Raw genomic sequence first — 25,384 nt, 5'->3', positions numbered from 1 at the left:
TACGACTTTATCCTTGAAGCCTTATTTAGCGCAGCTTCATAAAGAATTGGTATAAGATATTTCTGCCCGCACATTGCCCAATTCTCCAGTTATTGTTTCTGCTATTGCCGTCTGGGTAAATATAGCCGTTGCACTCAAAAGAGCTAAACCGATTAGAGATTGACCGATCGAGGAGCGAATAGTAATCATCGTTGGTGTTGTATATCGCACATTCAACTTTATACAACACCATCAAAATGTCAATATCGGTAAATTGCCGCAACGGCTGTGCTATACGGAATCTCTTCAAAGGGAACAGCGTAAACCGTGCCGCCATTTAATAAGGTATGAGCAGCAACAAAATCCAACAAATCCTCATCACCAGCTTCTTTTTCTGGGTGCAAATAAACCGTTTCTGAGGTTGGATCGAATAAACCCCACTGTTGCTGACCAACTGCAACTAGTAATGAATCCACGCGTTGGTAATAAGCTGCTGAGATAACTTCTTGGAGGTTGTTAGATGCTTTACCAGTATCACCACCAAACAGTTCGTTAAATTGATCTAAAACTGCTTGCTGTGACTTTTGGAAATCAGCCTCAACAATCGGCCAAGCTTGATCGTGTAACTCTTGGGCGCTGAGAATTTCTGGATTACCGGTAATAGCTTCATCCATTAAATGCTGGTAAGTATTCGCCTGTCTATACAAAGGCAAGAGATACTCTACCCCAGCCAGCACCAAAGGCGCTTTTTGTAATTTCAGTTTTTCGTATAATGCGCGATCGAGAATTTGAAAGAATTGGAGGATGTCTTCTTGGCGTCTATCCCTGTCAGGGCTTCCCTGTCCGTGAAACGTACCTGGTTGCGAAAAAGTATTGGAAGTTCCCCCTTTTGATGTGGCGATGCGAAACTGACCTTCTTTAGCAGTATCGTCTTTTTGCAGAGCTTCATCTAAACTTTTAGGGAGATTTTCTACTTCTACCTCTTTGACGCTGTAGCGTGTTCCTTCAAAGAACCTGACATCTTGTTGACTCAAAGCCAGGATATAGAAGCGACCATTGCCATTTAAAATTGGCAGCAGTGGCTTGATGTGAAATCGGTCTGTAACTACGACCAACTCTTGAAAATCAATTGGTAGGGGATAATAACGAAAAATATTTTCAGAAATAAAAATCGCCAGCCCTTGCTCTCCCATTTGCTCCCAAAACTCTTGGTTATCAATTTCCTGGGATTTTTCCAACAATGCGATCGCATCTTCCTGTGTCAAACCCGCATCAATTAAACGAGTCTCCGCTTCTCTGACCAAATTTTTAAAACGAATTGGGTCTTGTCGCACTTCTGGCCCCGCTGGATGCGTTGGCATATAAATGGAAACACAATTTCCTTTTGGCTGTTCTATTAATGTCTTGATTTCCTCTTTCGAGATTAATTGCATATTATATCCCTCCTATCAACATGACTAGATACATCAGACCAGACCATCAATATTCAAGGATCTGATCAGACTTATTCTCAGGTGATGGCGTTGAAGTTAAACCATTTGTTTCTGAGTTTATTTCACCTCAAGGAGGGGTTTAGTTGCATCTTTCTTTTGATAGGCAATATTCATCAAGGGAATTACTAATTAAAATCCCAAAATTAAAAGCCAAAATTACCACGTCGATCAAATGTTTGGCGTATTAGAGTTTGTGCGTCCTGAGTTTATCCCTATTCTGCTATTTGATTGGCTAAGACCTAAAGTTACTCGTTTCATAATCCAGTACAAACCTGCAAGTACCACAAAGGTGATAGCAATAATCACCAGGGGTTGTTTTCCCAGAATTTCTTCTACCCCTTTGGTAAGTACGGCATCGGGTTGAGTAATAAAATCCCAACTGTTGAAACGCAAAAATCGCCCCCAATAAACACCGACAGCACAGAGAAAATGTGTAATTGTCTCAACGCGCCAAATCCATTGGCTCTTACCGATACGATGTAAGTAGTGACCCCAATTAATTAACGATATTACATAAGCTTCAAATCCACTTAAAATTACTAGCAAATACAAAGGAATAAGTACTAAAGTAATCATCCACACCGATTGAATCGTGCGGATATCATCTATCAAGTGAATTACATCGGTCAACAAATATGGTGCATTTGGTAAGAAAGCATAGAAAACTAAGAATCCTAGCCACCAAAGCCAAGTGCCACCGCGCCTCATGCGAAATAGCCAGACACTCAAAGCCAAAGGGATAAAAGCCAGAAATAAATTCCAAGTCATCCATTTCATATTAATTTGCAATACCTGCACGACTCTGGCTATCAATTCTTCTTTCATATGTGCTTACTCGGAAGATGTTTGATTGATGTAGATTTACTTTGTAGTGTTAGTGTTAACCTTAGCGATTAAGTTTTTGTCGCCTCCAAGAAAATTAATTTTCTCCAACATTAGACAAGATTTTTATGTCAGTTAAAAGTAAATGCATACTAATTCCAAAATTTAGAGTTTTTGTGCCGCAGCTTATATTTTTTCTATCGCGCACGATGCCTACCTACGGCGGGCTACGCCTACGCATAATTCACAACTACAACTTATTCCTTGGCTTGTAGAGCATCAGCGTTCTATGGGCTTGGTTAAAGCTGTTCGCCAACAACACCGACTAACGCCACAAGGTCGCTTGACATCTGGGCTGAGGCTTTAACTTTACACCAATGACGAGACGCCCACCCCACAATATTGGATAATTTATTTCTTGGAGTTCCCTAATTAGTAATTCGTAAAAAATCGTAGAGACGCTTGTATACTTAACGTCTCTACACAATTTTTTACCAAGGTAGTAATCAAAATCTTTTTTCTATAAGGGCAGGTTAGCTGGAATGGCACTCAGAAGCCCACTAACTACATTGAGTGCTAAGAAAGCTAAGATCGGCGAAAAATCCATACCGCCCAATGGGGGAATAATTGAGCGGAATAGATTCAGATAAGGATCGGTTATCTGGGCTAAAGCGGCAAATGGCTGGTTATACCAGTTGATTGTCGGAAACCAGGTTAGCAAAACCCGGATAATTAGCAAATAGCTATAAAAGCTGACAAAGGTAATTAGTGTCGTAATCAGTAAACTCATGGATAGTTTGGTTTCCTACTAGGTGTCAAACGCGGTCTTATCTTTTAATTTTAATTTAGTCCAAAGTCAAAAGTGTTTGCGGCTTTCACGTTTACCACACTTGACACTTTCACCACGCCTGAACAAACTTCAGGAGTCTTTAGTGAGGGAACGGTCATTGGTTGGTTGGGGTGAACCGCCATTAACATTTCCCAGTTGCTTTCGCACTTCATCAATTGTGGCATTTAACTGGGCAATTTTATCTTCTAGCGATCGCCTGGCCGTCTCTATACCAGCACTCTCACTTTCTGAGGCTTTCATCTGACGCCGCTTTGCTGCTATTTTCTTAGCTTCAGCTTGACTATCTGTCAGTTCTGTCTCCTCTTCTATTAGCAATTCTGGCTCGCGGCGAGAAGCAATCAGTGCCCCGATAACACCGCCAAATACGCCACCAACAAACGCCCCTGCTACAAAACCACTGCCAAAACCATCTCGCTGACTCATATCTTTACCGCCTTCAACAAACCTTGCAACTTTTACAGTAGTTATGCTATTTTCCTGCCCTAGCTGCATACTAGCTTAAGTCCCAAAGATGCGATCGCCTGCATCTCCTAATCCTGGTACAATATATCCCTTACTGTCTAGTTTTTCGTCAATAGTAGCGGTATAAATTATTAAACCTGGATAGGCTTCACTCAATTTTTGTAAAGCTGGTGGAGCTGCTACTACACAAACAATCCGCGTCAGGGCTGGGTCAGCACCCCGTTGTGTCAATTCTGCCATTGCTGCCATAATCGATCCTCCGGTTGCCAACATTGGATCGGTAACTAACACTCGTGTTTGGGGGTCAAATTTTTCTGGTAACTTGTTCAGATAACAATGAGGTTGCAGTGTCTCTTCATCTCGCGCCAAGCCAAGGTGGTAAATCGATGCTAAAGGCAGTAAAGTCTGCGCCCCCTCTAGTAATCCTAGCCCAGCCCGCAGAATCGGCACTACTGCCATAGGCACTTGCGGATCGATTACCGTTGCTGCACAGGTATCTAAGGGACTCTGTACTGCTGTTTCTTGGGTCGGCAACCAGTCTCGTGCAGCTTCATAAGTCAGCCATCTTCCCAACTCAGTCATGGCACTGCGGAACAATACTGAAGGCGTGCCTGCATCACGGGCAACTGCTAGCCAGTGCTTGATCAGGGGATGGGGTGGAACATAAACGCGCAATTGTAGCGTCATAGCCAGAAATAGGCGCCTTTTGATTGTATAAGAACTGAAACACCATAATACTCTTTCCTGCATCCGGCTGACAGCTTAAAATTAACAATCTCAAGTTTATTGATAATTTTTTTCATTAGTAGTTGACATTGATTCTCAATCAAGGCTATATTCTTATACAGTGTTCTCCTCTCTTTTAAGGATCGGCAGACGGGATTAGCCAGCAGTAGCAGGCTCGTCCCTCTTTTTTTGATTTGTCATTTGTCATTGGTCATTGGTCATTGGTCATTAGTCATTAGTTAAATAAAATATTGATTGACTCTAGACAAAGGACAAATACTTCTCTACGAGACGCTATGTGTTAGCGGAGCTTTCGCTTTAGCGATACGCTCAATACAAATGACAAAGGACAAATGACCAATGACAAATGACGCAATCGTAATTGGGTCTGGGATTGGCGGATTAGTAACAGCGACGCAGTTGGCGGCGAAGGGAGCGAAAGTGCTGGTACTGGAACGTTATTTGATTCCCGGCGGTAGCGCTGGTTATTTTGAACGCCAAGGCTATCGATTCGATGTTGGCGCGTCAATGATTTTTGGACTGGGACAGAACGGTACTACCAACTTACTCACGCGTGCATTATCAAGTGTAAATGTCAGCCAAGAAGCGATCGCAGATCCGGTACAGATTCACTATCATTTACCCCAAGGTTTAGACTTGAAGGTTGACCGGGTTTATGAAAAATTTTTGCAAAATCTTATTGCTCATTTTCGCCACGAAGAACAAGGCATTCGTCGCTTTTATGACGAATGCCAAAAAGTATTCAAGTGTCTCAACAGCATGGATTTGCTGTCGCTGGAAGAACCTCGGTATTTACTGCGGGTATTTTTCCAGCATCCTTTGGCGTGTCTCGGTTTAGCCAAGTATCTGCCGCAAAATGCTGGGGATGTGGCGCGACGTTACATCAAAGACCCGCAATTATTGAAGTTTATCGATATGGAATGTTATTGCTGGTCGGTGGTTCCATCAGATATGACTCCAATGATTAATGCTGGAATGGTCTTTTCTGACAGGCATTATGGCGGAGTTAACTATCCTAAAGGCGGAGTCGGACAAATCGCTCAAAAACTAGTCGAAGGTCTAGAAAAGGTTGGAGGTCAAATTCAGTACCAAGCTAGAGTCACCAAAATTCTTACAGAACAGGGAAAAGCGGTAGGTGTGCAACTAGCTAATGGTAAAGTATATCGGGGTAAACGCATAGTTTCTAATGCTACACGCTGGGATACATTTACACAATTACTACCAGTAGAAGCAATGCCAAATAATGAGAAAAAATGGCAACAAAACTATCAAAAATCTCCAAGCTTTTTGAGTTTACACATGGGGGTAAAAAAGTCAGTTTTACCTGCGGGGACAGAGTGTCACCATATTTTGCTGGAAGACTGGGAAAAAATGACAGCAGCAGAAGGCACAGTGTTTGTTTCGATTCCGACATTGCTTGACCCAGATTTAGCACCAAATGGATATCACATCATTCATGCCTTTACGCCTCACTGGATTGATGATTGGCAAGAACTTTCTCCAAGTGAGTATGAAGCAAAAAAAGAAAAGGCAGCTTGGCGAATTATTGACCGCCTAGAGAAGCTTTTTCCAGGTTTAGATGCCGGATTGGATTATTTAGAAGTGGGAACGCCGCGCACACATCGCCGCTTTTTGGGTCGTGAAGATGGCACTTATGGGCCAATTCCCCGGCGCAAGTTGTGGGGGTTATTGAATATGCCTTTTAATCGCACAGCCATTCCAGGACTTTATTGTGTAGGGGATAGTACCTTTCCGGGTCAAGGGTTGAATGCAGTCGCTTTTTCTGGATTTGCTTGCGCCCATCGCATTGCCGTAGATTTAGGATTTTAATTACACTGGATTATGCGCGGATTTATCGTCGCAATTCCAATTACTGAGATAGGATTTTAATTGAGATTGTAAGTCAAACGTAGACAGTTAATTTTTGGAAGTTGAAAAGTTTAATTCCTGTTGAATACTTTTAGCATCATCATACAGATTTGTCACTCTCGAATCATTACTTGGACAGCTAATATCTTGAGATGTTTGCCCTTGATACCTGACTTGAGTTGACGTACCGAACGAAACAGATTTCACACATGGTTTATATGCTAAGTTTGACAATGGTTTCGCTGCTAAAATATCATTGAAAAATTTCGTAGCTGTATTTACTTTTATTTCACCTGCGCCTTTTCTGTCGCAAACAGTGTAAGTTGCTTTTCCAGATGGTAATACGTGAATTCTATATTTGCAGGTATTTGTAGAGCCACTATTAATAATAACTGCTGGCTGTTTGGGATTTGGAGTTTGGGCAAGTATTCTTAGAGGCAAAACATATAAGGGTGTAGCTAACAATACTGAAGCTAGACTAATTTTATATATGTTAAAAACTTTCATTTTCATCTCACATTAATTTTTGAGTCAGTTACCTAATTAGATCGGAACTGATTTGAAATGTTTTATGCAACCAAAAATTCTGCAATAGAACTTGCTTGGTTAACACTAAATTAAGGAATATTAAATTTGTAAGCAGCGGAGTTACTAAACAGAAATTAGGGTGACTTTTTAAAAGTATAGTTGGTTGTATATTTTTTAGATATGTCATTATGATGTCAATGTTATGTCAGGATAATACTCATTTTTGATGTGGCATTCCTATCAAATATCTAATCTGGATTTAGCAATAAAAGCTTTCAGTGAGGCAACTGTGGCATTGCGACTCGCGCCGGAGAAAGAGCCATCAGCCGCTATACGCAAACGCATTCGTGTATGTATGCAGTAGGTTAAGCTACGCTCAAAATCGATTCGATTGGTTCTTTACCGTGCATTTTCACCGCAATTTACAAAATTTTTCATAATTGTGCTTTAATGGTGGGCGGTTTTTGTTTTTAAGAATCTTCCTCACACACAAAGCGATCGCTGATGCTACTCACACACAAAGAAAACATTGTAAAATTCAGTTGGCTTCTACCCAGTTTCTTAAGCTTGCTCCTGCTTGGCTCCACTGTTAAAGCTAATGGTGCGGTGCCTGGGGCGGGTGTAGGCATCGCAAATTGGCATTTTGATAGCAATCGCAATCATCTGGACTTCACCACAGATGAAAATGTTCAACCGAAAGTACAATTACTTACTAACCCTACTCGTCTGGTAATTGATTTGGCTGGAGTTACATTAGGATATCCACAGACTAGTCAAAGAGTGGGCCCAGTAATTAAAGACATCCGCATTGAGCAGTTTAATGCAGAGACTACCCGCATGGTAGTTACTTTAGCACCCGACTACACCTTTGATTTAGCACAGGTGCAACTGCAAGAGGAATCCCCCAATCATTGGTCTGTGCAGTTACCCAAGCCAATACGATTAACTGCAACCCAGCCACAATATTTAGAGATAACTCCGAGTATTTCTCCAAGAGTGAATGATAATAGCAGTCTCTTTGCTGGTGTGGTGCCGATGCATTCACCGATGAAAGCGCTGGAACCTCAAATTAAAGCCTTGATGAGTCGCTACAGCTTTCTGAAAACAGGAATGTTTTTTCTGGATTTGGATACTGGGGATTATTTGGATATTGGAGGCGATCGCGTTTTCCCTGCTGCTAGTACAATCAAACTGCCGATTCTCATCGCTTTTTTCCAAGATTTAGATGCTGGTAAAGTCACCCTTCAGGAAAACCTGACTATGCGGCGTGACTTAGTTACCAATGGTTCTGGAAGTATGCAATATGAGCGAGTTGGGAAGAAGTACACAGCTTTGGAAACCATCACTAAGATGATTACCATTAGTGATAATACCGCCACTAACATGATTATCGATCGCTTAGGTGGAGCGGCGAAACTAAATCAGCGTTTCCGTAGTTGGGGACTGAAAGACACAGTAATTCGCCATCTTTTAGCTGATTTAAGAGGAACCAACACCACAAGTTCTCAAGATATGGCGCGGGTGCTGGCTTTAGTTGTGAATAACAAGTTAGTTTCGCCACAGAGTCGGGAGCAAGCCTTAGATATTCTGCGTCACACCACAATTCATACACTGCTTCCCGCCGGTTTGGGGAAAGGTGCAGTTATCGCCAACAAAACCGGAGATATTGGGTTTCTTATTGGCGATGCAGGATTTGTTACTATGCCCAATGGTAAGCGTTACCTGGCGGCTATCTTCGTTACCCGTCCTTATAAAGACACAAGAGGGAGAGACTTTATCCGTCAAGTTTCCCAATTGGTTTACAATTATCTGAATCAGCCGAATCCAGTTGCTGCGGTTGATTCACCTAATAGTCTTACGAGATAGGAGTAGGGCGCAAAGCTAGCTGCGCATAGGTGTCAAGTTAACGTGAAAGCCCTATAATCATCTGATATTAAGTCCACTCGCCTATCCGCGTCACCCCACCCCGGTTTTGTCTAAAGCCAAAACCGCCCCTCCCCTTGCCAAGGGGAGGGGTTGGGGGTGGGGTAAAGTATACGTGGGGACAAGCAAGCATTTGAGCTTAAGTTGACACCACTGCATAGCTGTACGTCCCTACAGTAATTAGATAATTGTAATTTTACTTGCGGCTATAGTAGCCTTTTCCCTAGCCTCTTGGACATTCACACCCTTCGCCAAAGCTACGCCCATCCGCCGATATGGATGAGCATTAGGTTTACCAAATAATTTAATATCTACATCTTTTTCCGACAAAGCATCGGCGACACCACTAAAAGCAACAGAATCAGATTTTTCTGAGGCTAAAATTACTGCACTAGCAGATGCTCCTAGCTGTTCAATATGAGGAATTGGCAAGCCTAAAATAGCTCTTAAATGTAGTTCAAATTCATTAAGATTTTGTGAGATTAAAGTCACCATTCCCGTATCGTGAGGTCTGGGAGAAAGTTCGGAGAAAATCACTTCATCTTTGGTGATAAAAAATTCAACGCCAAAAATTCCGGCTCCTCCTAAAGCATCAGTAACTTTTATCGCTATTTCTTGGGATTTTAATATTTTATCTTCAGAAATTTCTGCGGGTTGCCACGATTCTTGATAATCGCCTCTTTCTTGGCGATGACCAATGGGAGAACAGAAAATTGTCGGTGCATTCCACTGTTTAATTGTCAGTAAAGTTATCTCAATTTCAAAGTTAATAAATTCTTCGACGATGACCTTTTGACTATCTCCTCTAGAATTAGCGATCGCATAATTCCAAGCTTGCTCAACCTCACTCTTATTCTGCACTACAGATTGACCTTTCCCAGATGATGACATCACCGGTTTAACAACATTGGGAAAGCCAATTTTATCCGAAACTGCAATTAATTCTTCTAAAGTTGTTGCATAACCATATTTAGCCGTTCTAATGCCCAATTCTTGATGTGCCAGTTCCCGAATTCGATCGCGGTTCATTGTATAGTTAGTAGCAGCCGCAGTCGGTATAACTGTAATCCCTCGCTGTTCAAATTCGATGAGTTTTTCGGTTCGGATTGCTTCAATTTCTGGTATAATAATATCTGGCTGATATTTTGTCACTACAGCTTCTAAATCATCAGCACTGAGCATAGAAATAACTTCATAAGCATCAGCAACCTGCATCGCTGGAGCATTGGCATAGCGGTCAACGGCAATCACATAATTACCAAGACGTTGAGCAGCGATCGCAAATTCTTTGCCTAGTTCTCCTGAACCTAGCAACATCAATTTTTGGGGTAACTTAATACTCATTAACTTATCCAGGTCAATATCAATTCAATCATCTTATAATTTTCTGCGTTTTCATTACTAACTTCTCAAGAATTAAATATTGCTTTGCGTGATTCTAAATCTTGACGTTGTAGATGAGTTAAACCAATACCTTCGCCAAACTGACACTTATCTACTAAAGTCTCTAACCAAATAGTCTCGTTCAGAGTTGCACCTCGTAAATCTGCATTTCTCAAGTCGGCTTTCGTAAGATTTACAAATAAAAGGTCTGCATTTACTAAACTACTACCTTGGAGATTTGCTTCTGACAAATTTCCTCGGATGAAATTGACACCATCTAAAACTAAACCAGATAAATCTGCTCCCATCAGATTAGGAAATTTTAGTTGACTGGGATATTTAAAAAATCGCATTATACAAATTATATTCGCTTCATTTAATTGAATTTTAGTTAAAAAATCATAACGAGCGATGCCCATTTGCTTCAGAATTTGTAGACGTTGTGGGGAACTTTGTTCTAAAAAGTGAATGGCTGTGTTGCGTAGGTCTTGAGTAGAGATATTTAACATGATTTTCAGATTGTTGTGATACTTGTGTGAATAAAAAAATAACAAATAATAGATAATATAGCAGTCTTCAAGCATTCATAAAAAACAAAAACCCCAATTTCTTTGAGAAATTGAGGTTCTAAGTTTATTGATAACTACCGAGCTAATGTTATGCTAATAATGCTTTGGTAGCAGATTCGCCTGCTAATCTCACTTGCCTTGTCAACTGCAAATTTAACCATCCTAGAAAAGTTAACTCAGCGAGGAATGCCATAAAAATTGTTGTCGTACTAGAGCCTTGGATACCAGCCCAAGGAAAAGTTGAAAACAGCCATACAGTAGACATCACAGTAGACACCTGTGATGTGATGCCGATAAATTCTAAAATTATCGGTGGTAGGAACACTGCTGCACCTATAATCCGAATTGCCCAGAAAGAACGTTTGGGAGTTTTCAGCAAAAGTAGTAATTGGGCGATGGTAGCGTAAATCATGATTACGCTGATAGACAAAGCTATAGCTAAAAGTACTTTAAACCTGTCAACATCGTTACCCAGCCAAGTTTGGCCATTGTTCGTATCAAATATAGATGTCAATGAAATCCAAATTAGCCAGGGGATAGTAACAATTGTAAGATTAATTGCGATCGCCACGAGTGCAGGGCTTTTTTCAGCCCAAATTAGATCCTGCCAAATACTCTTGTGGCTAGAAACTCTTTGATGTCGATATCTTGCCCAATCTTGTACATCTTGACGGTGAGGCGAAAGAACTGCAATTAAACTTAAAATCAACACCAAGTTGTACGATACTAGCAAAATGTAATTTCCCCCAACTTGTCGATCTAGTGTGTAATTATTTTCACTACTTTGTAGAGTAAAACCCCAGATCATCAACTGGCAAAACGCTACTAATAAATAACTTTGCTTCTTACTAATTATTGAGGCTTGAGGATTACGGAAGCAACGTTTAAGAATTTGCAAAATTCCGTAACTGCACAATCCCAAATTTAATAGATGAAAGCCGACAACAGTAATAAGATTTCTTCCTAATGGTAAATAGAAAAACTGCAATTTTTTAATATCCGAGCCACTGGATAGATTAAATAAGTTAGGAAATAGATAATTAGTTGTATCCCAAGGATTAAAAAGTCTAAACCAAGCAGTTGAATAATTTAAACTGTTGTTAGAAGACGATGCAAGTAACATCGTTATGAACAAAAACACAAAAATTATACCACTAACTAATAAACCTAACAAAGGCTGAGAACCACTAAATGAACGACTACATAAGCTAAGTAGTAGTGCAGCACTGTAGAAGAAAATACAGCTACCAGCAAGAATTGCATAGTAAGCCAAAATGTAACTAAAAGCAATTTTGGCAGAAAGCCCAGCCCATAAATGTAAAGGAACTGCTACTAAAATCATCAGATAAATTAAACTCGGAACTCCTAGCAACTTGCCAGTCAATATACTTGTTTCTGATTGGGGACTAAGACGGATAAAGTTGAGTGTGCCGCGAGTTTCTTCTTTAGCGAAATCGTTAATTAGGAAATAAGTTCCTACAACTAATAGTGTAAATATAAAAATTACACAAAATGTTAAGAATATATATTCCCAATGATCTCGCCACCACATTTGCCAATCAATTTGAATTTGGGGGCAAAAATTCTTTGAAAAGAAATCATTTAATGCATCAATTTTAGATTGATTTGATTCTTTGAAAACCTGTGTTTGTTGCGGTTCATATACTTGGCGTAAATGACAGTAAGTACCAGTTAAGGAGTATTTATTACCAGGAGGATTACTGAAATGATATAAAAGAACTACCAGTTGCAATAGGAAAGATGTCACAACTGCGATCGCTACATTAACAAATTTAAATTGTCCTTTAAGTTCGCGGAATAATTGCGGATTCCAATCGCCGATTTTGTCGATTAAATTAAGCATAGTCTGAAAAAATCCTTTCAAAATAGTGAGTGAGATTTATTGATGAATCAAGATGCTTGTTTGTGACCTAATTTTAAGAAAATACTTTCTAAGTCTTCTTGCGTGCAGTGAAAATCAGTTAAAGGAATGCCCGCTTTGATCAGCGATCGCAATAACTCGGCACTATCTTCATCTTTGCCGGAAAAATTCACTCGCACACTGTTTTTTCCTGATATAACCTCCCATTCTTCTACTAAAGGATGATGTTTAAGCTCGTTCAAAAGTGTCTCTAAGTTTCCGAGAGTTGATAACACAATTTGCTGATGTGCTAGACGTTGATAAAGTTGCTGTAGGGAAGTACTTTCTACTAAAAAGCCAAGTTCCATAATTCCTACAGAAGTACAAATTTCCGCTAAATCACTGAGAACGTGGGAGGAAATGATAACAGTCATTCCAGCTTCTTGCAAAGCCTTAATAATTTCACGAAAGTGCATCCTCGCAATCGGATCGAGTCCAGAAACAGGTTCATCTAGTAATAGTAAAATTGGTTCGTGGATAATGGTTCGCGCTAAACTTAAACGCTGTTTCATTCCCCTCGACAGAGTAGAAATCTGACTATTGCGTTTATTACCAAGTTGAATAAGTTCTAAAACTTCATGTAAGCGTTTAGTGCGGCGCGGTTCTCGCAAACGATATAAACGCGCAAAGTAATCTAAGTAATCCCAGACTGTCAAATCTTCATATAGTGGGTAGTCATCGGGTAAATAGCCAAGATGACGCTTAAGTTTGAGGTTACTGCTGTCACGGATGAGGCGATCGCCATTAATATAAATCTCACCTGTAGTTGCTTCCTCAGCAGTCGCCAACATCCGAATGAGAGTTGTTTTACCCGCGCCATTCGGCCCAATCAGTCCATATACTTCCCCCGCCTGGATTTCTAAATCAACATCATTGACAGCAACGTGTCGGTCAAATTGCTTAGTTAGTCCACGGGTGCAAATTGTTAATTCTTTTACCATCGCTGCTAGGGTGCGGCTTGTGATTAACCGCTAACCTAACTTTTTTTACAGCTTTTGTCAGGATGGTTTCCAAAATTGAAACTAGCTTTCAGAAAATTAGCGACAAAAAAATAGGTAAGGCATATACCCTACCTATTTTTCTATACATTAATTAAGAGATGTAAATTAGTTTGTAGTCGAGACTTTAATCCTTAAAGATTCAAGCATTTAATGCTTAGTACAAACATTTGAAAATTTTTGCAATAGACAACTATAGGACTCATATTTGATTTCTGAAAAAATTCAGTACAACTCAAAGAGCCTTCTTGCAAGAGTGCCTATTACCTCTTACCTGTTACCTCTCACCTCCTACACAACGAAGTTTAGAAATCAAATCGGATTGTTATAGTATCAAGTTATTTCCGATAGTGGTGGAATGACGTTCTTAATCCCATTAGCAGATGAACCGCTAATTGCATAACGGTATTCGGGAACTGGATACCCAGCCTCACCAAAAGTTTCACGGATAGTTTTATTAGTGTCGAAGTAAACCTGCCAGTAATGATCGTTATTGCAATAAGGACGTACTGCTAGTACAGGCCCGGCAAAATTGAAATTTAGAATTTCTATATCTGGTGCTGGATTTTGAAGGACATTAGGAATTTGGCTAATTTTCGCTTTCAAAAGTGCGATCGCTTCGTTGTGTTTGACATCATGATGGAGTTGAGCCACTAGATCAACCCGACGGTAAGGGTTGGCAGAATAATTCTGGATGTTATCAGCAAATATTTTATTATTAGCGACAATTGTCAACACGTTATCAGGCGTATTAATATTAGTTGTGAACAGTCCAATTTCTGTAACAGTGCCTGTCACGCCTGCCGTAGTAATGAAATCACCAACTTTGAAAGGTCGAAAAACAATTAAAAATGCTCCGGCTGCAAAGTTTGCTAGTAATCCACCCCACGCTGCACCAATTGCAATGCCAGCTCCTGCAAGCAATGCAGCAAAGGAAGTTGTTTCAACTCCAAAGAAGCCGAGAATTGCCACAACTAGAATAATTCTCAGTGTGACACCAATGATATTTAGAAGATAGTTAATGAGTGTTGGATCAACGTGTTGACCTCGGAAAGCACGTCGTACTAGCTTCAATCCAAAGTCAATCAAGCGTTGAGCAATCAGCCACAGAGCGATCGCCCCTAAAATTTTTAGTCCAAACTGAGTTAAAAGTTGACTAGCAACTAGGCTAATCTGTCTGAAATCCATAATTTTTTGCCTGTGAATTATGAAACACAATCAACATACAATAAATTAAATGAAAATCTCCTATAAATACTTTTTTTTAATTTTTGCTGTCATGTCCAGCAGATAGCAAACTGTTCTCGGAGCATGTTTGAACAGTTTTTGTCACATATAAATATTTTCTTGCAGAATTATCTACTTTTGACTTTACTGCTGTTTTTTCCACTCCTCAATTCGAGCAAAGATGTCAATCGATACTGGGATTTTCCAAAATTTAATCCTTGTCTGGTGTATAGTAGGTAATTTAGGAATGGCTCATAAACGGTAGCTTTATCTGAAAAGTTGAGCCTTTACCCTCATTGCTGATCGCATGAATGTTACCGTCATGAGCCTGGACAATTTGTTGAGCGATCGCTAATCCTAATCCAAATCCGCCGCTTTCTCTGGTGCGTTCTGTATCAACCCGGTAAAAGCGATCGAAAATGTAAGGTAAATCTGCCTCTGGAATTCCAATTCCAGTATCAATAACCTGAATTACTGCCCGATCTGGGTGAGGTTCTAAGCGTAACCAGACAGTTCCACCAGACAAAGTATAATTACAGGCGTTGTTGAGCAAGTTTTCCACAGCTAGGCGCAGCAAATCGGGGTCAGCCCACAACTCAATAGGTTGTTCTGGTAAATGGCTGACCAACTCGATCGACGCTTGTGCAGCAACAGTATTGTAATAAATAGCCAAATTCTCTAGCAAGCTATTAAGATTAACCTTTTTGAGAGATTCGGGAGTTAATTTTCCCTGATGCCGAGCCAACAGCAGTAGGTTATTGACCAAGGTGCTCATCGACTTGGCGCTATCGATGATGTTCTCCATTGAGGGATGGATTTGGGGATGGTCTGCTGCCATTAGTAATCCAACTTGGGCATTGGTTAAAATCGCAGACAAGGGCGATCGCAATTCATGAGAAGCATCTGATGTAAAGCGTTGTAGCTGGCTATAAGCTTGCTGAACGGGTTGCATAGCTATGCCGCCAAGTACCCAACCTGTAAGTCCAATTAACCCCAATGCTACAGGCACAGCAAGGGTCAACATTAACTGAAATTGTCTGAGATCGTTTTGAGTTTCTGTCAGTGGGATAGCAACTTGCAGATAACCGATGACTGAATTTCCGCCTTGCACAGGTAACGTGACTTGACGCAGCCAAAGCGTCTCCCCTGTAAACTGGTCAACAGACTTAATCGTGAGAAACTCAGATGCTATTCCCAACTTTTCTGGAGGTGGAGTACCAAAAAACCGCTTGAGTTTGCCGTTGGGGTCATACCAGCGAACATAAACCAATTCAATATCAGCAGGGTGAGAACCACTACCCAATAGCGGTATATTGCTCAGATCGACTCGTTTTTGTCCTTTATACAGCCGATACTGCGAACTGGCTGCCATTAGCTCTGCTCTTTTATAAAGCAGTTGATCTAATGCTTTGAGCTTGTCTTTTACCTCAAGATTGTAAATGACTCCAGCAAAGAGAATGAGAATGCACCCCATTGAAAGGGTAAACCAACGAGCTAAGTTACGACGACTGCGGTTAAACACAAATAGAAGAATTCAGAAGTCAGAATTCAGAAGTCAGAATTTAAGATGTAATTAAGGGAACTCCGAGAAATAAATTATTTAATATTGTGGGGTGGTTGGATATTTTTTTATTTGGAAATCCCTAAATCGGATTAGGATTCTACTTGATTGTAGACTCTGAAATTAAATTTCAAGATGGTTCTGGAGGGTTGAGACGATAGCCCATACCGTAGACAGTTTCAATCCAATCGGCTGCTGCTAATGTTTGCAAACGTTGGCGAAGTTTACGAACTAAAACGGTGATTGCATTGCTTTCTGGCTCACTACCCCACTCCCATACGGCTTGCTCAATTTGGTTGCGAGTCAAAACTTGCTTAGGATGACGCATGAAATACTCTAGCAACTGAAATTCTTGGCTGGAAAGGGATACAGTCGTTTCTTGGCGCTCCAAAATGAGTGTATCGAGATGAAGTTCGAGGTCTGCCAAACAGAGAGTGTCTCCTTGCCAGAGGGGCGATCGCCTTCTCAATGCCCGCACCCGCGCCATAAACTCTACGATATCAATCGGTTTGACGAGGTAATCATCAGCTCCGGCATCTAATCCTATGACTTTATCGGGTGTAGTATCTTTTGCTGTGATCATTAATACGGGAGCAGTTTTTCCCGCCGCCCGATACTGTTGACACAAACTCACTCCACTAATCCGAGGTAACATCCAATCTAAAATCAGCAGATCGTATTCTTTTTCAGCTAAAAGCCATTGAGCGGTTTCACCATCCTTGACACCATCGACGCTGTGTCCAGCCTGAGAGAGAACCATTTGCAGCGGCATTAATTGCTTTGGATCATCCTCTACCAGTAAGATTTTCATCACTTTTATACACTTGTGCTTGTTTAGAATAATCCATTGAAGCAATCTCAACGTCTTTCATCAGTCAGATTTCAGAGGATCGATACTTTTCGGTTAAAGGGGAAAGGGTAAAGGGAAAAGGTTTGAATTTACCTTTACTCCTTACCCTTTAACCTTTCTTCCAGACGAAAAAAGGGATTGTTGGGTTTATCCGAAAAGTATTGCCATTAAGATATAGATGAAGTGTGAGCTAGCAAAATCAGCAGCAGGTGTATTGGTGTGGCATATTAGTAAACGTTGGCTGCAAGGGCTGGGATTAGAGTTTTGGTTGCCTCTACCACTAGTAGCGGTTGTGTTTTGGCTTGGCTGTAGTTTCCTGGCTGCTCAAGAGTTAAGCCGACCCTATTCCATAGAAAATAAACTTCAGTCAGATACTCAACTCGAAGCACGGATATCAGTCAATGTGTTACTCATTAACGCCGCCGTTAACCGAACTAAGAGAATTACCCAGGTTGAAGTGGAAACAGCAGATCCCATTCTCAAGCGATTGGAATTAGAACTTCAAACAATAGAATTCAACCAAATAGAAGCGACAATTGCCCAAGAGCTAGGTCTACCCCGGCAGGATATTAGAAAATTAGTGCGCTATGAATTTGCAGAATAACATCGATCCGATTTCAGGCTAGTATCGCAAGGCGGAAGTCAAAAGTAAAAAGTCAAAATTATTATGGAATAAGCTTTTTAGAGGATGTTTGAAAAGTCGTAAACTATACTATAAACCCCGCTTCCATTCCTCTTCTCAGATTATCAGGACTAAAGTCCTGACTACAAACTTAAAATTTATTTATGCCTAGATATTTATCTGGTTCAATTGATATATCGTTGTAGCATTTATCTGCGGTAACAGATACTGTAGTAGCGATCGGATGTCGAGCATAGGCTGAACGATAGTTTTTGAGTTGTCTGGGAAGACAATTACTCTACTACAGTAGCCTTCTCTACTTTATCCTTTTATTTTGGCTAAGGTATTGTAAACAAACAAGTTAATTATGAACAGAGATGAGTTGCTATTTGAGTTTCAAAACATTAGAGACCAGATAGAGACACTGTATAAATACATTAAAGAGACACCAATGCAGCAGCAACAGGTGATGGCGGAGTTAGAAGCTCTTGACATTTCTATCAGCAACCTAGAACTACTCAAAGAAGAAATGCAGGCTAGTTTAGAAACAATGGAAATCATTGAAGAACAACTGCTACAACAAAATGAAAAGATTATAACAGAACGCAAGCTTTATCATAATTTGTTTAAATTTGCACCTAATGCTTATTTGCTAATAGATACCCAAGCAAGAATTAAAGAAATCAACTATGCTGCTGCTGCATTATTAAATATGTTGCCCAGTTTCTTAGTTGGCAAATCATTAACTAATTTCGTCTCTAGAGAAGAGCGTCCATTCTTTCGTACCAAACTGAACCAGTTGTTAAATGTAAAGTCTGTGCAAGAATGGGAAGTATCTATCTGTCCGCGTAACGCTCAAGCTTTTGATGCTTTACTTTTAATAAAACCTGTCCGAGAAGCTTTTGGAATCGAGAGTTTACTACAGATATGCTTGCATGATATTACCAAGTACAAGCACATACAGCGATCGCAATTAGCAGCAAGTCAGCAACCTGTCTTAAGCGAACCTGTGGAAACGCCGCATCAGCTTGATGGCTTACGCATACTCTTTGTAGATGACGAAGCTGATACCCGCGAGTTGATTACAGCAGTGCTAAAGCAATATGGGGTGATAGTGACAACAGTTGCCTCTGTTAATGAGGCACTCTTGGAATTAGAGCGATCGCATCCCGATGTCATAATTAGCGATCTCAGAATGCCTGATGAAGATGGATACGCTTTGATTCAGAAAATTAAGGCACTAGAAATAGAGAAAGGATGGCAGATTCCCACTGCTGCCTTGACTGCTTATCTTGCAGAAGACCGCACCAAGGCAATAAAAGCTGGTTTCCAGTCGTACTTGCATAAATTTGCTGAACCAAGGGAGTTAATAGCAATGGTTGCACGGCTGGCTGGACGAGCGTGAACTAGGGCAGAGGGGCAGAGGGGCAGGGGGAAAGAGACTTTTGGGATTTTTGCACAGATACGGTAATCATAAGTGATTAGCCGGATATGATATAACTCCCCTTAAAAAGCTATCCATTATCCGGATCTTTCTTAACATTTGCGAGAGTCTTGACTCAGGTTTTTAGAACCCTGATTCGTTCGTTGTTCATTCTCAATAAAAACGCAGTTTTAGCGAGAAGATTAAAAGCAAATTTGTCAAGTATGCCTAAATTTTCAGTGTCTAAGACGGTTATAGAACATGGGTTTCAAGATTGTAAAGAAAGATGTGGGTAATGCATAGCCCTGTGGGAGAGAGGAATGGAAGTGGGGTTTTTAGAGCCGTCGAACTCACGTTAACCCACGCCAGCAAGCCTTAAAATGATGAATTAGAATAAGCCTATTTCTGTGCGATCGCACCCAATTAATTAACTACTAAAAGCGATGCAACGACTTCAAAGAGAAACAGTCACCCTAGAGGATATTGTCATCACTGAAGAGTTGTCCCGGCGAAACTCTCGTCCAGTCAACTTACTCTCGGAAAATCAAGCATTGCATACGTTGGCGCGGCAGTTAGTAAATCAGCCGGAAACGATGCTCCAGAGTCTAGTTGACATGGCACTAGAATTGTGCAATGCCCAAAGTACAGGGGTCAGTTTACTTGAACTCTTGCCAAGCGGTGAAGAAGTCTTTCGCTGGAATGTGTTGGCAGGAACATCAAAACAGTACGTAGGCGGCACTACCCCTCGCAACTTTAGCCCCTGTGGAACCTGCCTCGATCGCGGTACTCCTGAGCTTTTTTCCCATCCCGAACGATATTTCACCTACTTTCAGGAAGCTAAAATGCCCTTCGTTGAAGGGTTGGTGTTGCCTCTGATTGCTGACAACCAAGCACTCGGCACAATCTGGATTATATCGCACGATGAGCAGCGACACTTTGATCGTGAAGACGTGCGGGTGATGACGAGTTTGGCAGACTTGACTGCTGCTACCCTGCTTTTAAATCGGCGACAAACCAAGGAACTGCTGGCTGCCAACACTACCTTAGAAGCCGAAATTGTTGAACGCAAGCAGGCACAAGAACAATCGCGCGCTTTGATTGAGAATTTGCCGGGTGGGGCTGCATTTGTCGTCGATCGCGATCTGCGCTACTTGCTGGCTGAAGGAGAAGCCTTGTCTGCTGCTGGATTCAAAAGTGAAGATTTTGTCGGTAAGACGATTTTTGAGGTACTGCCGCCGGAATTAGCGGCAAATTACGAGGTGTTTTACCGTCGGGGGCTGGCTGGTGAGTCGTTTGAACACGAACACGATGCTCACAATCGCTCATTCATTTCCCGTGGAACGCCGCTGCGTTCTGGCGACGGTGAAGTTTATGCAGTGCTTGCCGTTTCTTATGACATTAGCGATCGCAAACAAGCGGAAGCAGCCGTGCGCGAATCAGAGCAAAAGTATCGATCGCTATTCGAGAATGTCAACGATGGCTTTTGCATTATCGAAATGCTGTATGACGATGGACAGCCAGTTGATTTCCGATTTCTAGAAGTCAATCCCGCATTTGAAACCCACAGCGGATTCAAGCACCCGGTCGGTAAAACGGCTCGTGATTTCACGCCAGATTTGCAAGCTGAGGTTCTGACGCATTACCAAAACGTGTTAGCGACAGGTAAGCCTATCGAGTTTGAAATTCAACCAACGGGTGTAGAACAGTATTTCCAGATTGCGGCCTATCGCTACGGCGATCCGCAGAACAAGCAATTGGCGATCGTGTTCTCTGACATTACAGATCGCAAACGTGCCGAAGAAACTCAAGCCTTTCTGTTGAAGTTGAGTGATTCCCTTCGCTCCTTAAGCGACCCTGTTACCGTCCAGGAAACTGCTATGCAGGTGTTGGGCACGCACATGAGCGTGAATCGTGCTTTTTACGGTGAAGTCTTAGATGACAATGACACTCTAGTTATTGGTCCGGGTTATGCCAATGAGCTATCCTCGTTGACGGGGCAGATTAAATTTTCAGAGTTTGACTCCGATCTACTCACCGCTTATCGCGCCGGACAAACCGTTGTGATTAACGATCTTTACCTGGATGTTGAACTCTCGGCACAGGCAAAGGCAGCATTCGATGCCATTCAGGTGCAGGCTGCCGTTGGAGTGGCGCTCGTGAAAAATGAAAAAGTGCGGGCAATCTTGAGCATTCATCAGTCTGTGCCACGCCAATGGACTCAAGCGGAAATCGCATTGCTGAAAGAAACAGCCGAGCGAACCTGGGCAGCCGTAGAGCGTGCCCGTGCCGAAACTGCCCTACGCGAATCAGAAATTGAGCGGGTTCGCGAGTCTGCTGCCCGCGAACAGGAACGCCAACGCGCCGAATCTCTGGCAGAACTCGATCGCGCCAAAACCCTCTTCTTTAGCAATGTTTCTCACGAATTCCGCACGCCCCTAACCCTATTACTCGCTCCCCTCTCTGATGCCCTGAGCGATTCTGCCAATCCCTTACCTCAAGAACAACAAAAACGGCTAGAAATCGCCCACCGTAACAGCTTGCGTTTGCTGAAACTGGTTAATACCCTGCTCGACTTCTCCCGCATCGAAGCCGGACGTATGGAAGCAGTTTATAAACCGACCGACTTGGCACTGTACACAACTGAGTTAGCCAGTGTATTTCGTTCCGCCATTGAACGGGCAGGATTGCGGCTAGCGGTCGATTGCCCATCATTGCCTGAGCCTGTATACGTAGACCGGGAAATGTGGGAGAAAATAGTTCTTAATTTGCTCTCCAACGCCTTTAAGTTCACCTTTGAAGGTGAAATCGCCGTCAGGCTGCATCTTGCTGATGAGCGTCATGTAACGCTACAGGTAGAAGATACAGGCTTCGGAATTGAGCCGGAAGAACTGCCCCATTTGTTTGAGCGATTTTATCAAGTGCGAAGAACAAAAGCCAGAACTCATGAGGGGTCTGGCATTGGTCTAGCTTTGGTGCAGGAATTAATTAAACTGCATGGTGGAACTATAGACGTAAGCAGTACCGTAGGACAAGGAAGTTGCTTCACTGTCACACTTCTATTAGGCACAGCCCACTTGCCAAGCGTTAGCGTAGCGGGGCGCGATAGCGCACGTCGCCTACGACTCGACGTAGGCGATCCGATCGCAACAACACGCACCTTGGCATCAACTGCATTAGGTGCAGCACCTTATGTTCGGGAGGCAGAACGGTGGATAGTGGAAGAAGGGGAAAGGGAAAAGGGAAAAGGGGAAAAGGATTTCTCTCTCCCTTCCCCTTTACCCCTTACCCTTTCCCCCTCCCGTGTCCTCATCGTCGATGACAACGCCGATATGCGCGATTATCTTAAGCGGATATTAAGCGAACACGATGTTGAAGTTGAAGCCGTTGCGGATGGGGCAGCTGCACTGGCAGCTATTACTGAACGAGTGCCTTCTCTGGTTCTTTCTGATGTGATGATGCCACTCTTAGATGGCTTTGAGTTATTGAAAGCGTTGCGTGGCGATACGCAAACAAAAGAAGTACCCATCATCTTGTTGTCTGCCCGTGCAGGAGAAGAGTCTGTTATAGAAGGACTCCTTGCTGGGGCTGATGATTACTTAATTAAACCCTTCTCTACTACTGAGCTTGTTACCCGTGTCTTAGCCCATCTTCAAATGACACAGTTGCGCTCTGTGGCACTCCACCAGGAGAAAACAATTAACCGAATGAAGGATAAGTTTTTAGCAGAAGTTTCTCACGAACTCAATACCCCCTTGGTTGCTATTCTCGGTTGGACGCGGTTACTCCGTAGCAGTCCGCCCAGTCAAGCTATGTTGACGAAATCCCTGGAAACGATAGAACGCAATGCTACTCTCCAAGCCAAACTCGTTCAAGATTTGCTAGATATCTCGCGCATCACTGCGGGTAAAATTAGCCTGAATCTAGAGCCAGTTGAACTGCAAGAAGTAATTGAAGCTGCGATCGCCACAGTGCATCAATCTTACCAAACGAAAGATATTCGCCTAGAGTGTACGCTTGCTCCTTTACCAGTAATAGTTCAAGGCGATCCAGACCGTTTACAACAAATTCTCTTAAATTTACTGACTAATGCTGTCAAATTTACTCCTACTGGGGGAAGAATTGAAATTAGTTTGCAAACTCATGAAAATCAAGCCCAGATTATATTAACTGACACTGGCTGCGGCATAAATTCTGAGTTTCTACCACACATTTTTGACGCATTTCGTCAAGCAAAAGGTACAAAAAAAGGACTAGGGTTAGGACTGGCGATCGCCCGCAACCTCGTAGAACTCCACGGTGGTATTATCTACGCCCAAAGTGCAGGAGTCGGGCAGGGTGCAACCTTTATTGTCAACTTACCGTTGAGCGGTAATAGCATTTAAGTCTTAAGGCAGTTTTGTAGTACTTAAACTTTGTTCTAGGCTAGATAATTGACTTCTAGCTTAAGAATAAATACTAATTATTTACAAATGTTAATTAAATTATTTATATTTAACATTAAAAATACATTATCTTAAGAGATTTCACTACAGCTAGCGATACCTTTTTACATTAACTTCGGTGCTTTAGTAATTATTTAACAGCGCAAAGAGGTAATAACATGAGTCAATCAATTTCCCAGCAAGAGTTAGAGACTTTATTAGATTACCTCCAGCAAAATTATGCTTATAATTTTCCAGATTATAATCAACTGAATTTAATAGCTCAGTTGCAAGACCGTATGCAGCAATTAAAAGTTGAGAAATATAGTAAATACTTGCAATACTTACAAGATAAACCCGAAGAACTTAATGTTTTAATTGACACCATTTTAAACAATTCCGCCGACTCGTTTTCTGAGCGCGATTCCTGGGATTATTTAGCTAACAAAATCATTTGTAAAATTATTAAGAGCAAGCATCCAGACGAAAAAATTCGAGTTTGGGTTGCTGGCTGTGCTTTTGGACAGGAAGCTTATGCAGTGAGTATGTTGCTAGCAAAAGTTCTGGGCATGGAGCAATATTTGAAACGAGTGCAAATTTTTGCCACGGATATAGAAGAAGACGCGCTCAAACGGGGGCGACAAGGTAGTTATAGTGAGTCCGAGCTAGCATACATTCCCTGTAAATTTTTGTCTGAGTATTGCGAGCAAATTAGGCCGATTCACGTTTTTCGCTCCGAACTGCGTAGGTCAATCATTTTTGGTCGCCATGACTTAGTTAAGAATCCGCCCATAGCTAAAATTGACCTGCTTGTGTGCCGCAACGCCCTAAAGTACTTCAACGCAAAAACTTACGCAACTATTCTACTTCGTTTTCATTTTGCCTTGAGCAATAATGGTTTTCTTTTTTTAGAAAGAACAGAAAGCTTGACTAACGACAAACAAATCTTCATCCCCGTTAGTATGAAGCATTCGATTTTTACTAAAGCAGAAAATCTCAGTTTGCAAGAATACTTGCAGATTCGACCTGAGTCTGCCGAAAAGAAAGTACTTGATTCTCCAGATTCTCAAATTATCCACTTCTGGCAAGCTGCTTTCCAAAACAGCCCATTTGCCTTACTTGCAGTCGATTGTCGTGGTTGCCTAATTACGGCTAACGAGCAAGCTTGTACCCTGTTTGGTCTTAAAGATGACGATTTAGGTGTGCGAGTAGAAGATTTAAGAATAGGACAAATTGTAAATCTTAGAGACTTGATGAAGCGGTTAAATCGCGATCGCTGCTCGATCAGTGAAAAGAACTTAGAGTGGACAACTAGCCACAGCACTCGTTATTTCGATATCCACATTACACCAATAATAAAACCGAGTGGTAGCCTAATTGGAGCAAATCTCACTTTTATTACAACACCTTTGCCAAATTACAAGAATTTAACGCCTGTAGAAATCGGATGAATGCGTTGTGACATACTCCCGACGCTCACCTTTCAGGTAAAGCGCGGGGCTGCTGCTAAAGCTCAAGAAGTCAGCTTGGCTTTCTTCTTAAATCCAGTCGTTTGTTGAATTCGGGCGATCGTTTATTGAATTCGGGCGATCGTTTATTGAATTCGGGCGGTCGTTTATTGAATTCGGGCGATCGTTTGTTGAATTCGGGCGGTCATTTCTTGAATTCGGGCGATCGTTTGTTGAATTCGGGCGATCGTTTGTTGAATTCGGGCGGTCATTTCTTGAATTCGGGCG

20 protein-coding genes are annotated in these 25,384 nt (G+C 41.7%); 6 read left to right on the top strand and 14 right to left on the bottom strand.

Going from position 1 to position 25,384, the window contains the following annotated elements:
- Positions 1-36: 36 nt before the first annotated feature.
- From RM368_RS20680 to upp, 6 genes are all read right to left on the bottom strand, one after another.
- The gene (locus RM368_RS20680) at positions 37-210 is read right to left on the bottom strand and encodes a hypothetical protein (protein WP_322695764.1); all 174 of its coding nucleotides are present in this window, start codon (positions 208-210) and stop codon (positions 37-39) included.
- A 29-nt stretch (positions 211-239) separates the two neighbouring features.
- Entirely contained in the window at positions 240-1,412 is a 1,173-nt protein-coding gene (locus RM368_RS20675) for a hypothetical protein (RefSeq protein ID WP_322695763.1), read from the bottom strand.
- 228 nt (positions 1,413-1,640) lie between these two features.
- A complete protein-coding gene (locus tag RM368_RS20670; RefSeq protein WP_322695762.1) occupies positions 1,641-2,297 on the bottom strand; it encodes a DUF1361 domain-containing protein in 657 nt (218 codons plus the stop codon).
- A gap of 517 nt (positions 2,298-2,814) precedes the next feature.
- Entirely contained in the window at positions 2,815-3,084 is a 270-nt protein-coding gene (locus RM368_RS20665; RefSeq protein WP_322695761.1) for a YggT family protein, read from the bottom strand.
- A gap of 129 nt (positions 3,085-3,213) precedes the next feature.
- Positions 3,214-3,567: a hypothetical protein gene (locus RM368_RS20660; RefSeq protein ID WP_322695768.1), complete on the bottom strand. Its 354-nt coding sequence runs from the start codon at positions 3,565-3,567 to the stop codon at positions 3,214-3,216.
- A gap of 75 nt (positions 3,568-3,642) precedes the next feature.
- Positions 3,643-4,293 (bottom strand): uracil phosphoribosyltransferase, encoded by a 651-nt coding sequence (gene upp / locus RM368_RS20655; protein ID WP_322695760.1) that lies wholly within the window; start codon positions 4,291-4,293, stop codon positions 3,643-3,645.
- Between the two features lie 399 nt (positions 4,294-4,692).
- Between upp and crtH the strand changes: the two genes are divergently transcribed.
- On the top strand, positions 4,693-6,183 hold the full coding sequence (gene crtH, locus RM368_RS20650) for a carotenoid isomerase (RefSeq protein ID WP_322695759.1): 1,491 nt from the start codon (positions 4,693-4,695) through the stop codon (positions 6,181-6,183).
- A gap of 87 nt (positions 6,184-6,270) precedes the next feature.
- On the opposite strand, the gene RM368_RS20645 is transcribed toward crtH, so the two are convergent.
- On the bottom strand, positions 6,271-6,729 hold the full coding sequence (locus RM368_RS20645) for a hypothetical protein (RefSeq protein ID WP_322695758.1): 459 nt from the start codon (positions 6,727-6,729) through the stop codon (positions 6,271-6,273).
- 525 nt (positions 6,730-7,254) lie between these two features.
- Here RM368_RS20645 and RM368_RS20640 point away from each other — a divergent pair.
- Positions 7,255-8,616 carry a serine hydrolase gene (locus tag RM368_RS20640; RefSeq protein ID WP_322695757.1) on the top strand — a complete coding sequence of 454 codons (1,362 nt, stop codon included), beginning with the start codon at positions 7,255-7,257 and terminating at the stop codon, positions 8,614-8,616.
- Between the two features lie 237 nt (positions 8,617-8,853).
- Here RM368_RS20640 and purT read toward each other — a convergent pair whose 3' ends face one another.
- From purT to rppA, 7 genes are all read right to left on the bottom strand, one after another.
- A complete protein-coding gene (gene purT / locus RM368_RS20635; RefSeq protein ID WP_322695756.1) occupies positions 8,854-10,017 on the bottom strand; it encodes a formate-dependent phosphoribosylglycinamide formyltransferase in 1,164 nt (387 codons plus the stop codon).
- A gap of 65 nt (positions 10,018-10,082) precedes the next feature.
- Complete coding sequence (locus tag RM368_RS20630; RefSeq protein ID WP_322695755.1) at positions 10,083-10,565, bottom strand: pentapeptide repeat-containing protein; 483 nt, start codon at positions 10,563-10,565, stop codon at positions 10,083-10,085.
- A gap of 148 nt (positions 10,566-10,713) precedes the next feature.
- Entirely contained in the window at positions 10,714-12,489 is a 1,776-nt protein-coding gene (locus RM368_RS20625; RefSeq protein ID WP_322695754.1) for an ABC transporter permease subunit, read from the bottom strand.
- Positions 12,490-12,536: 47 nt separating this feature from the next.
- On the bottom strand, positions 12,537-13,487 hold the full coding sequence (locus RM368_RS20620; RefSeq protein ID WP_322695753.1) for an ABC transporter ATP-binding protein: 951 nt from the start codon (positions 13,485-13,487) through the stop codon (positions 12,537-12,539).
- A gap of 390 nt (positions 13,488-13,877) precedes the next feature.
- Positions 13,878-14,732, bottom strand: coding sequence for a mechanosensitive ion channel family protein (locus RM368_RS20615; protein WP_322695752.1), 855 nt, complete (start codon positions 14,730-14,732; stop codon positions 13,878-13,880).
- 280 nt (positions 14,733-15,012) lie between these two features.
- Positions 15,013-16,293: a HAMP domain-containing sensor histidine kinase gene (locus tag RM368_RS20610; RefSeq protein ID WP_322695751.1), complete on the bottom strand. Its 1,281-nt coding sequence runs from the start codon at positions 16,291-16,293 to the stop codon at positions 15,013-15,015.
- A gap of 169 nt (positions 16,294-16,462) precedes the next feature.
- Positions 16,463-17,143: a two-component system response regulator RppA gene (rppA, locus tag RM368_RS20605; protein WP_322695767.1), complete on the bottom strand. Its 681-nt coding sequence runs from the start codon at positions 17,141-17,143 to the stop codon at positions 16,463-16,465.
- 217 nt (positions 17,144-17,360) lie between these two features.
- On the opposite strand from rppA, the gene RM368_RS20600 reads away from it, so the two are divergent.
- From RM368_RS20600 to RM368_RS20585, 4 genes are all read left to right on the top strand, one after another.
- The gene (locus tag RM368_RS20600) at positions 17,361-17,786 is read left to right on the top strand and encodes a hypothetical protein (RefSeq protein WP_322695750.1); all 426 of its coding nucleotides are present in this window, start codon (positions 17,361-17,363) and stop codon (positions 17,784-17,786) included.
- Positions 17,787-18,171: 385 nt separating this feature from the next.
- Positions 18,172-19,209, top strand: a complete 1,038-nt coding sequence (locus tag RM368_RS20595; protein WP_322695749.1) for a response regulator — start codon at positions 18,172-18,174, stop codon at positions 19,207-19,209.
- Between the two features lie 461 nt (positions 19,210-19,670).
- A complete protein-coding gene (locus RM368_RS20590) occupies positions 19,671-23,609 on the top strand; it encodes an ATP-binding protein (protein ID WP_322695748.1) in 3,939 nt (1,312 codons plus the stop codon).
- A gap of 218 nt (positions 23,610-23,827) precedes the next feature.
- Positions 23,828-25,099 (top strand): CheR family methyltransferase, encoded by a 1,272-nt coding sequence (locus RM368_RS20585; RefSeq protein WP_322695747.1) that lies wholly within the window; start codon positions 23,828-23,830, stop codon positions 25,097-25,099.
- Positions 25,100-25,384: the final 285 nt, after the last annotated feature.

Origin of the sequence: Nostoc sp. DedSLP03 (genome assembly GCF_034530815.1) — a bacterium.
Classification (GTDB): domain Bacteria; phylum Cyanobacteriota; class Cyanobacteriia; order Cyanobacteriales; family Nostocaceae; genus Nostoc.
Note: the sequence above shows the minus strand (reverse complement) of the source record. Positions and strands in the feature narration are given on the sequence as shown.

Excerpts from the sequence above, each read along its gene's own strand:
- upp (WP_322695760.1), bottom strand. The coding sequence starts at position 4,293 with ATGACGCTACAATTGCGCGTTTATGTTCCACCCCATCCCCTGATCAAG.
- RM368_RS20675 (WP_322695763.1), bottom strand. The coding sequence starts at position 1,412 with ATGCAATTAATCTCGAAAGAGGAAATCAAGACATTAATAGAACAGCCA.
- purT (WP_322695756.1), bottom strand. The coding sequence starts at position 10,017 with ATGAGTATTAAGTTACCCCAAAAATTGATGTTGCTAGGTTCAGGAGAA.
- crtH (WP_322695759.1), top strand. The coding sequence starts at position 4,693 with ATGACAAATGACGCAATCGTAATTGGGTCTGGGATTGGCGGATTAGTA.
- RM368_RS20595 (WP_322695749.1), top strand. The coding sequence starts at position 18,172 with ATGAACAGAGATGAGTTGCTATTTGAGTTTCAAAACATTAGAGACCAG.
- RM368_RS20590 (WP_322695748.1), top strand. The coding sequence starts at position 19,671 with ATGCAACGACTTCAAAGAGAAACAGTCACCCTAGAGGATATTGTCATC.
- RM368_RS20620 (WP_322695753.1), bottom strand. The coding sequence starts at position 13,487 with ATGGTAAAAGAATTAACAATTTGCACCCGTGGACTAACTAAGCAATTT.
- RM368_RS20645 (WP_322695758.1), bottom strand. The coding sequence starts at position 6,729 with ATGAAAGTTTTTAACATATATAAAATTAGTCTAGCTTCAGTATTGTTA.
- rppA (WP_322695767.1), bottom strand. The coding sequence starts at position 17,143 with ATGAAAATCTTACTGGTAGAGGATGATCCAAAGCAATTAATGCCGCTG.
- RM368_RS20665 (WP_322695761.1), bottom strand. The coding sequence starts at position 3,084 with ATGAGTTTACTGATTACGACACTAATTACCTTTGTCAGCTTTTATAGC.
- RM368_RS20600 (WP_322695750.1), top strand. The coding sequence starts at position 17,361 with ATGAAGTGTGAGCTAGCAAAATCAGCAGCAGGTGTATTGGTGTGGCAT.
- RM368_RS20670 (WP_322695762.1), bottom strand. The coding sequence starts at position 2,297 with ATGAAAGAAGAATTGATAGCCAGAGTCGTGCAGGTATTGCAAATTAAT.
- RM368_RS20640 (WP_322695757.1), top strand. The coding sequence starts at position 7,255 with ATGCTACTCACACACAAAGAAAACATTGTAAAATTCAGTTGGCTTCTA.
- RM368_RS20630 (WP_322695755.1), bottom strand. The coding sequence starts at position 10,565 with ATGTTAAATATCTCTACTCAAGACCTACGCAACACAGCCATTCACTTT.
- RM368_RS20615 (WP_322695752.1), bottom strand. The coding sequence starts at position 14,732 with ATGGATTTCAGACAGATTAGCCTAGTTGCTAGTCAACTTTTAACTCAG.
- RM368_RS20625 (WP_322695754.1), bottom strand. The coding sequence starts at position 12,489 with ATGCTTAATTTAATCGACAAAATCGGCGATTGGAATCCGCAATTATTC.
- RM368_RS20660 (WP_322695768.1), bottom strand. The coding sequence starts at position 3,567 with ATGAGTCAGCGAGATGGTTTTGGCAGTGGTTTTGTAGCAGGGGCGTTT.
- RM368_RS20585 (WP_322695747.1), top strand. The coding sequence starts at position 23,828 with ATGAGTCAATCAATTTCCCAGCAAGAGTTAGAGACTTTATTAGATTAC.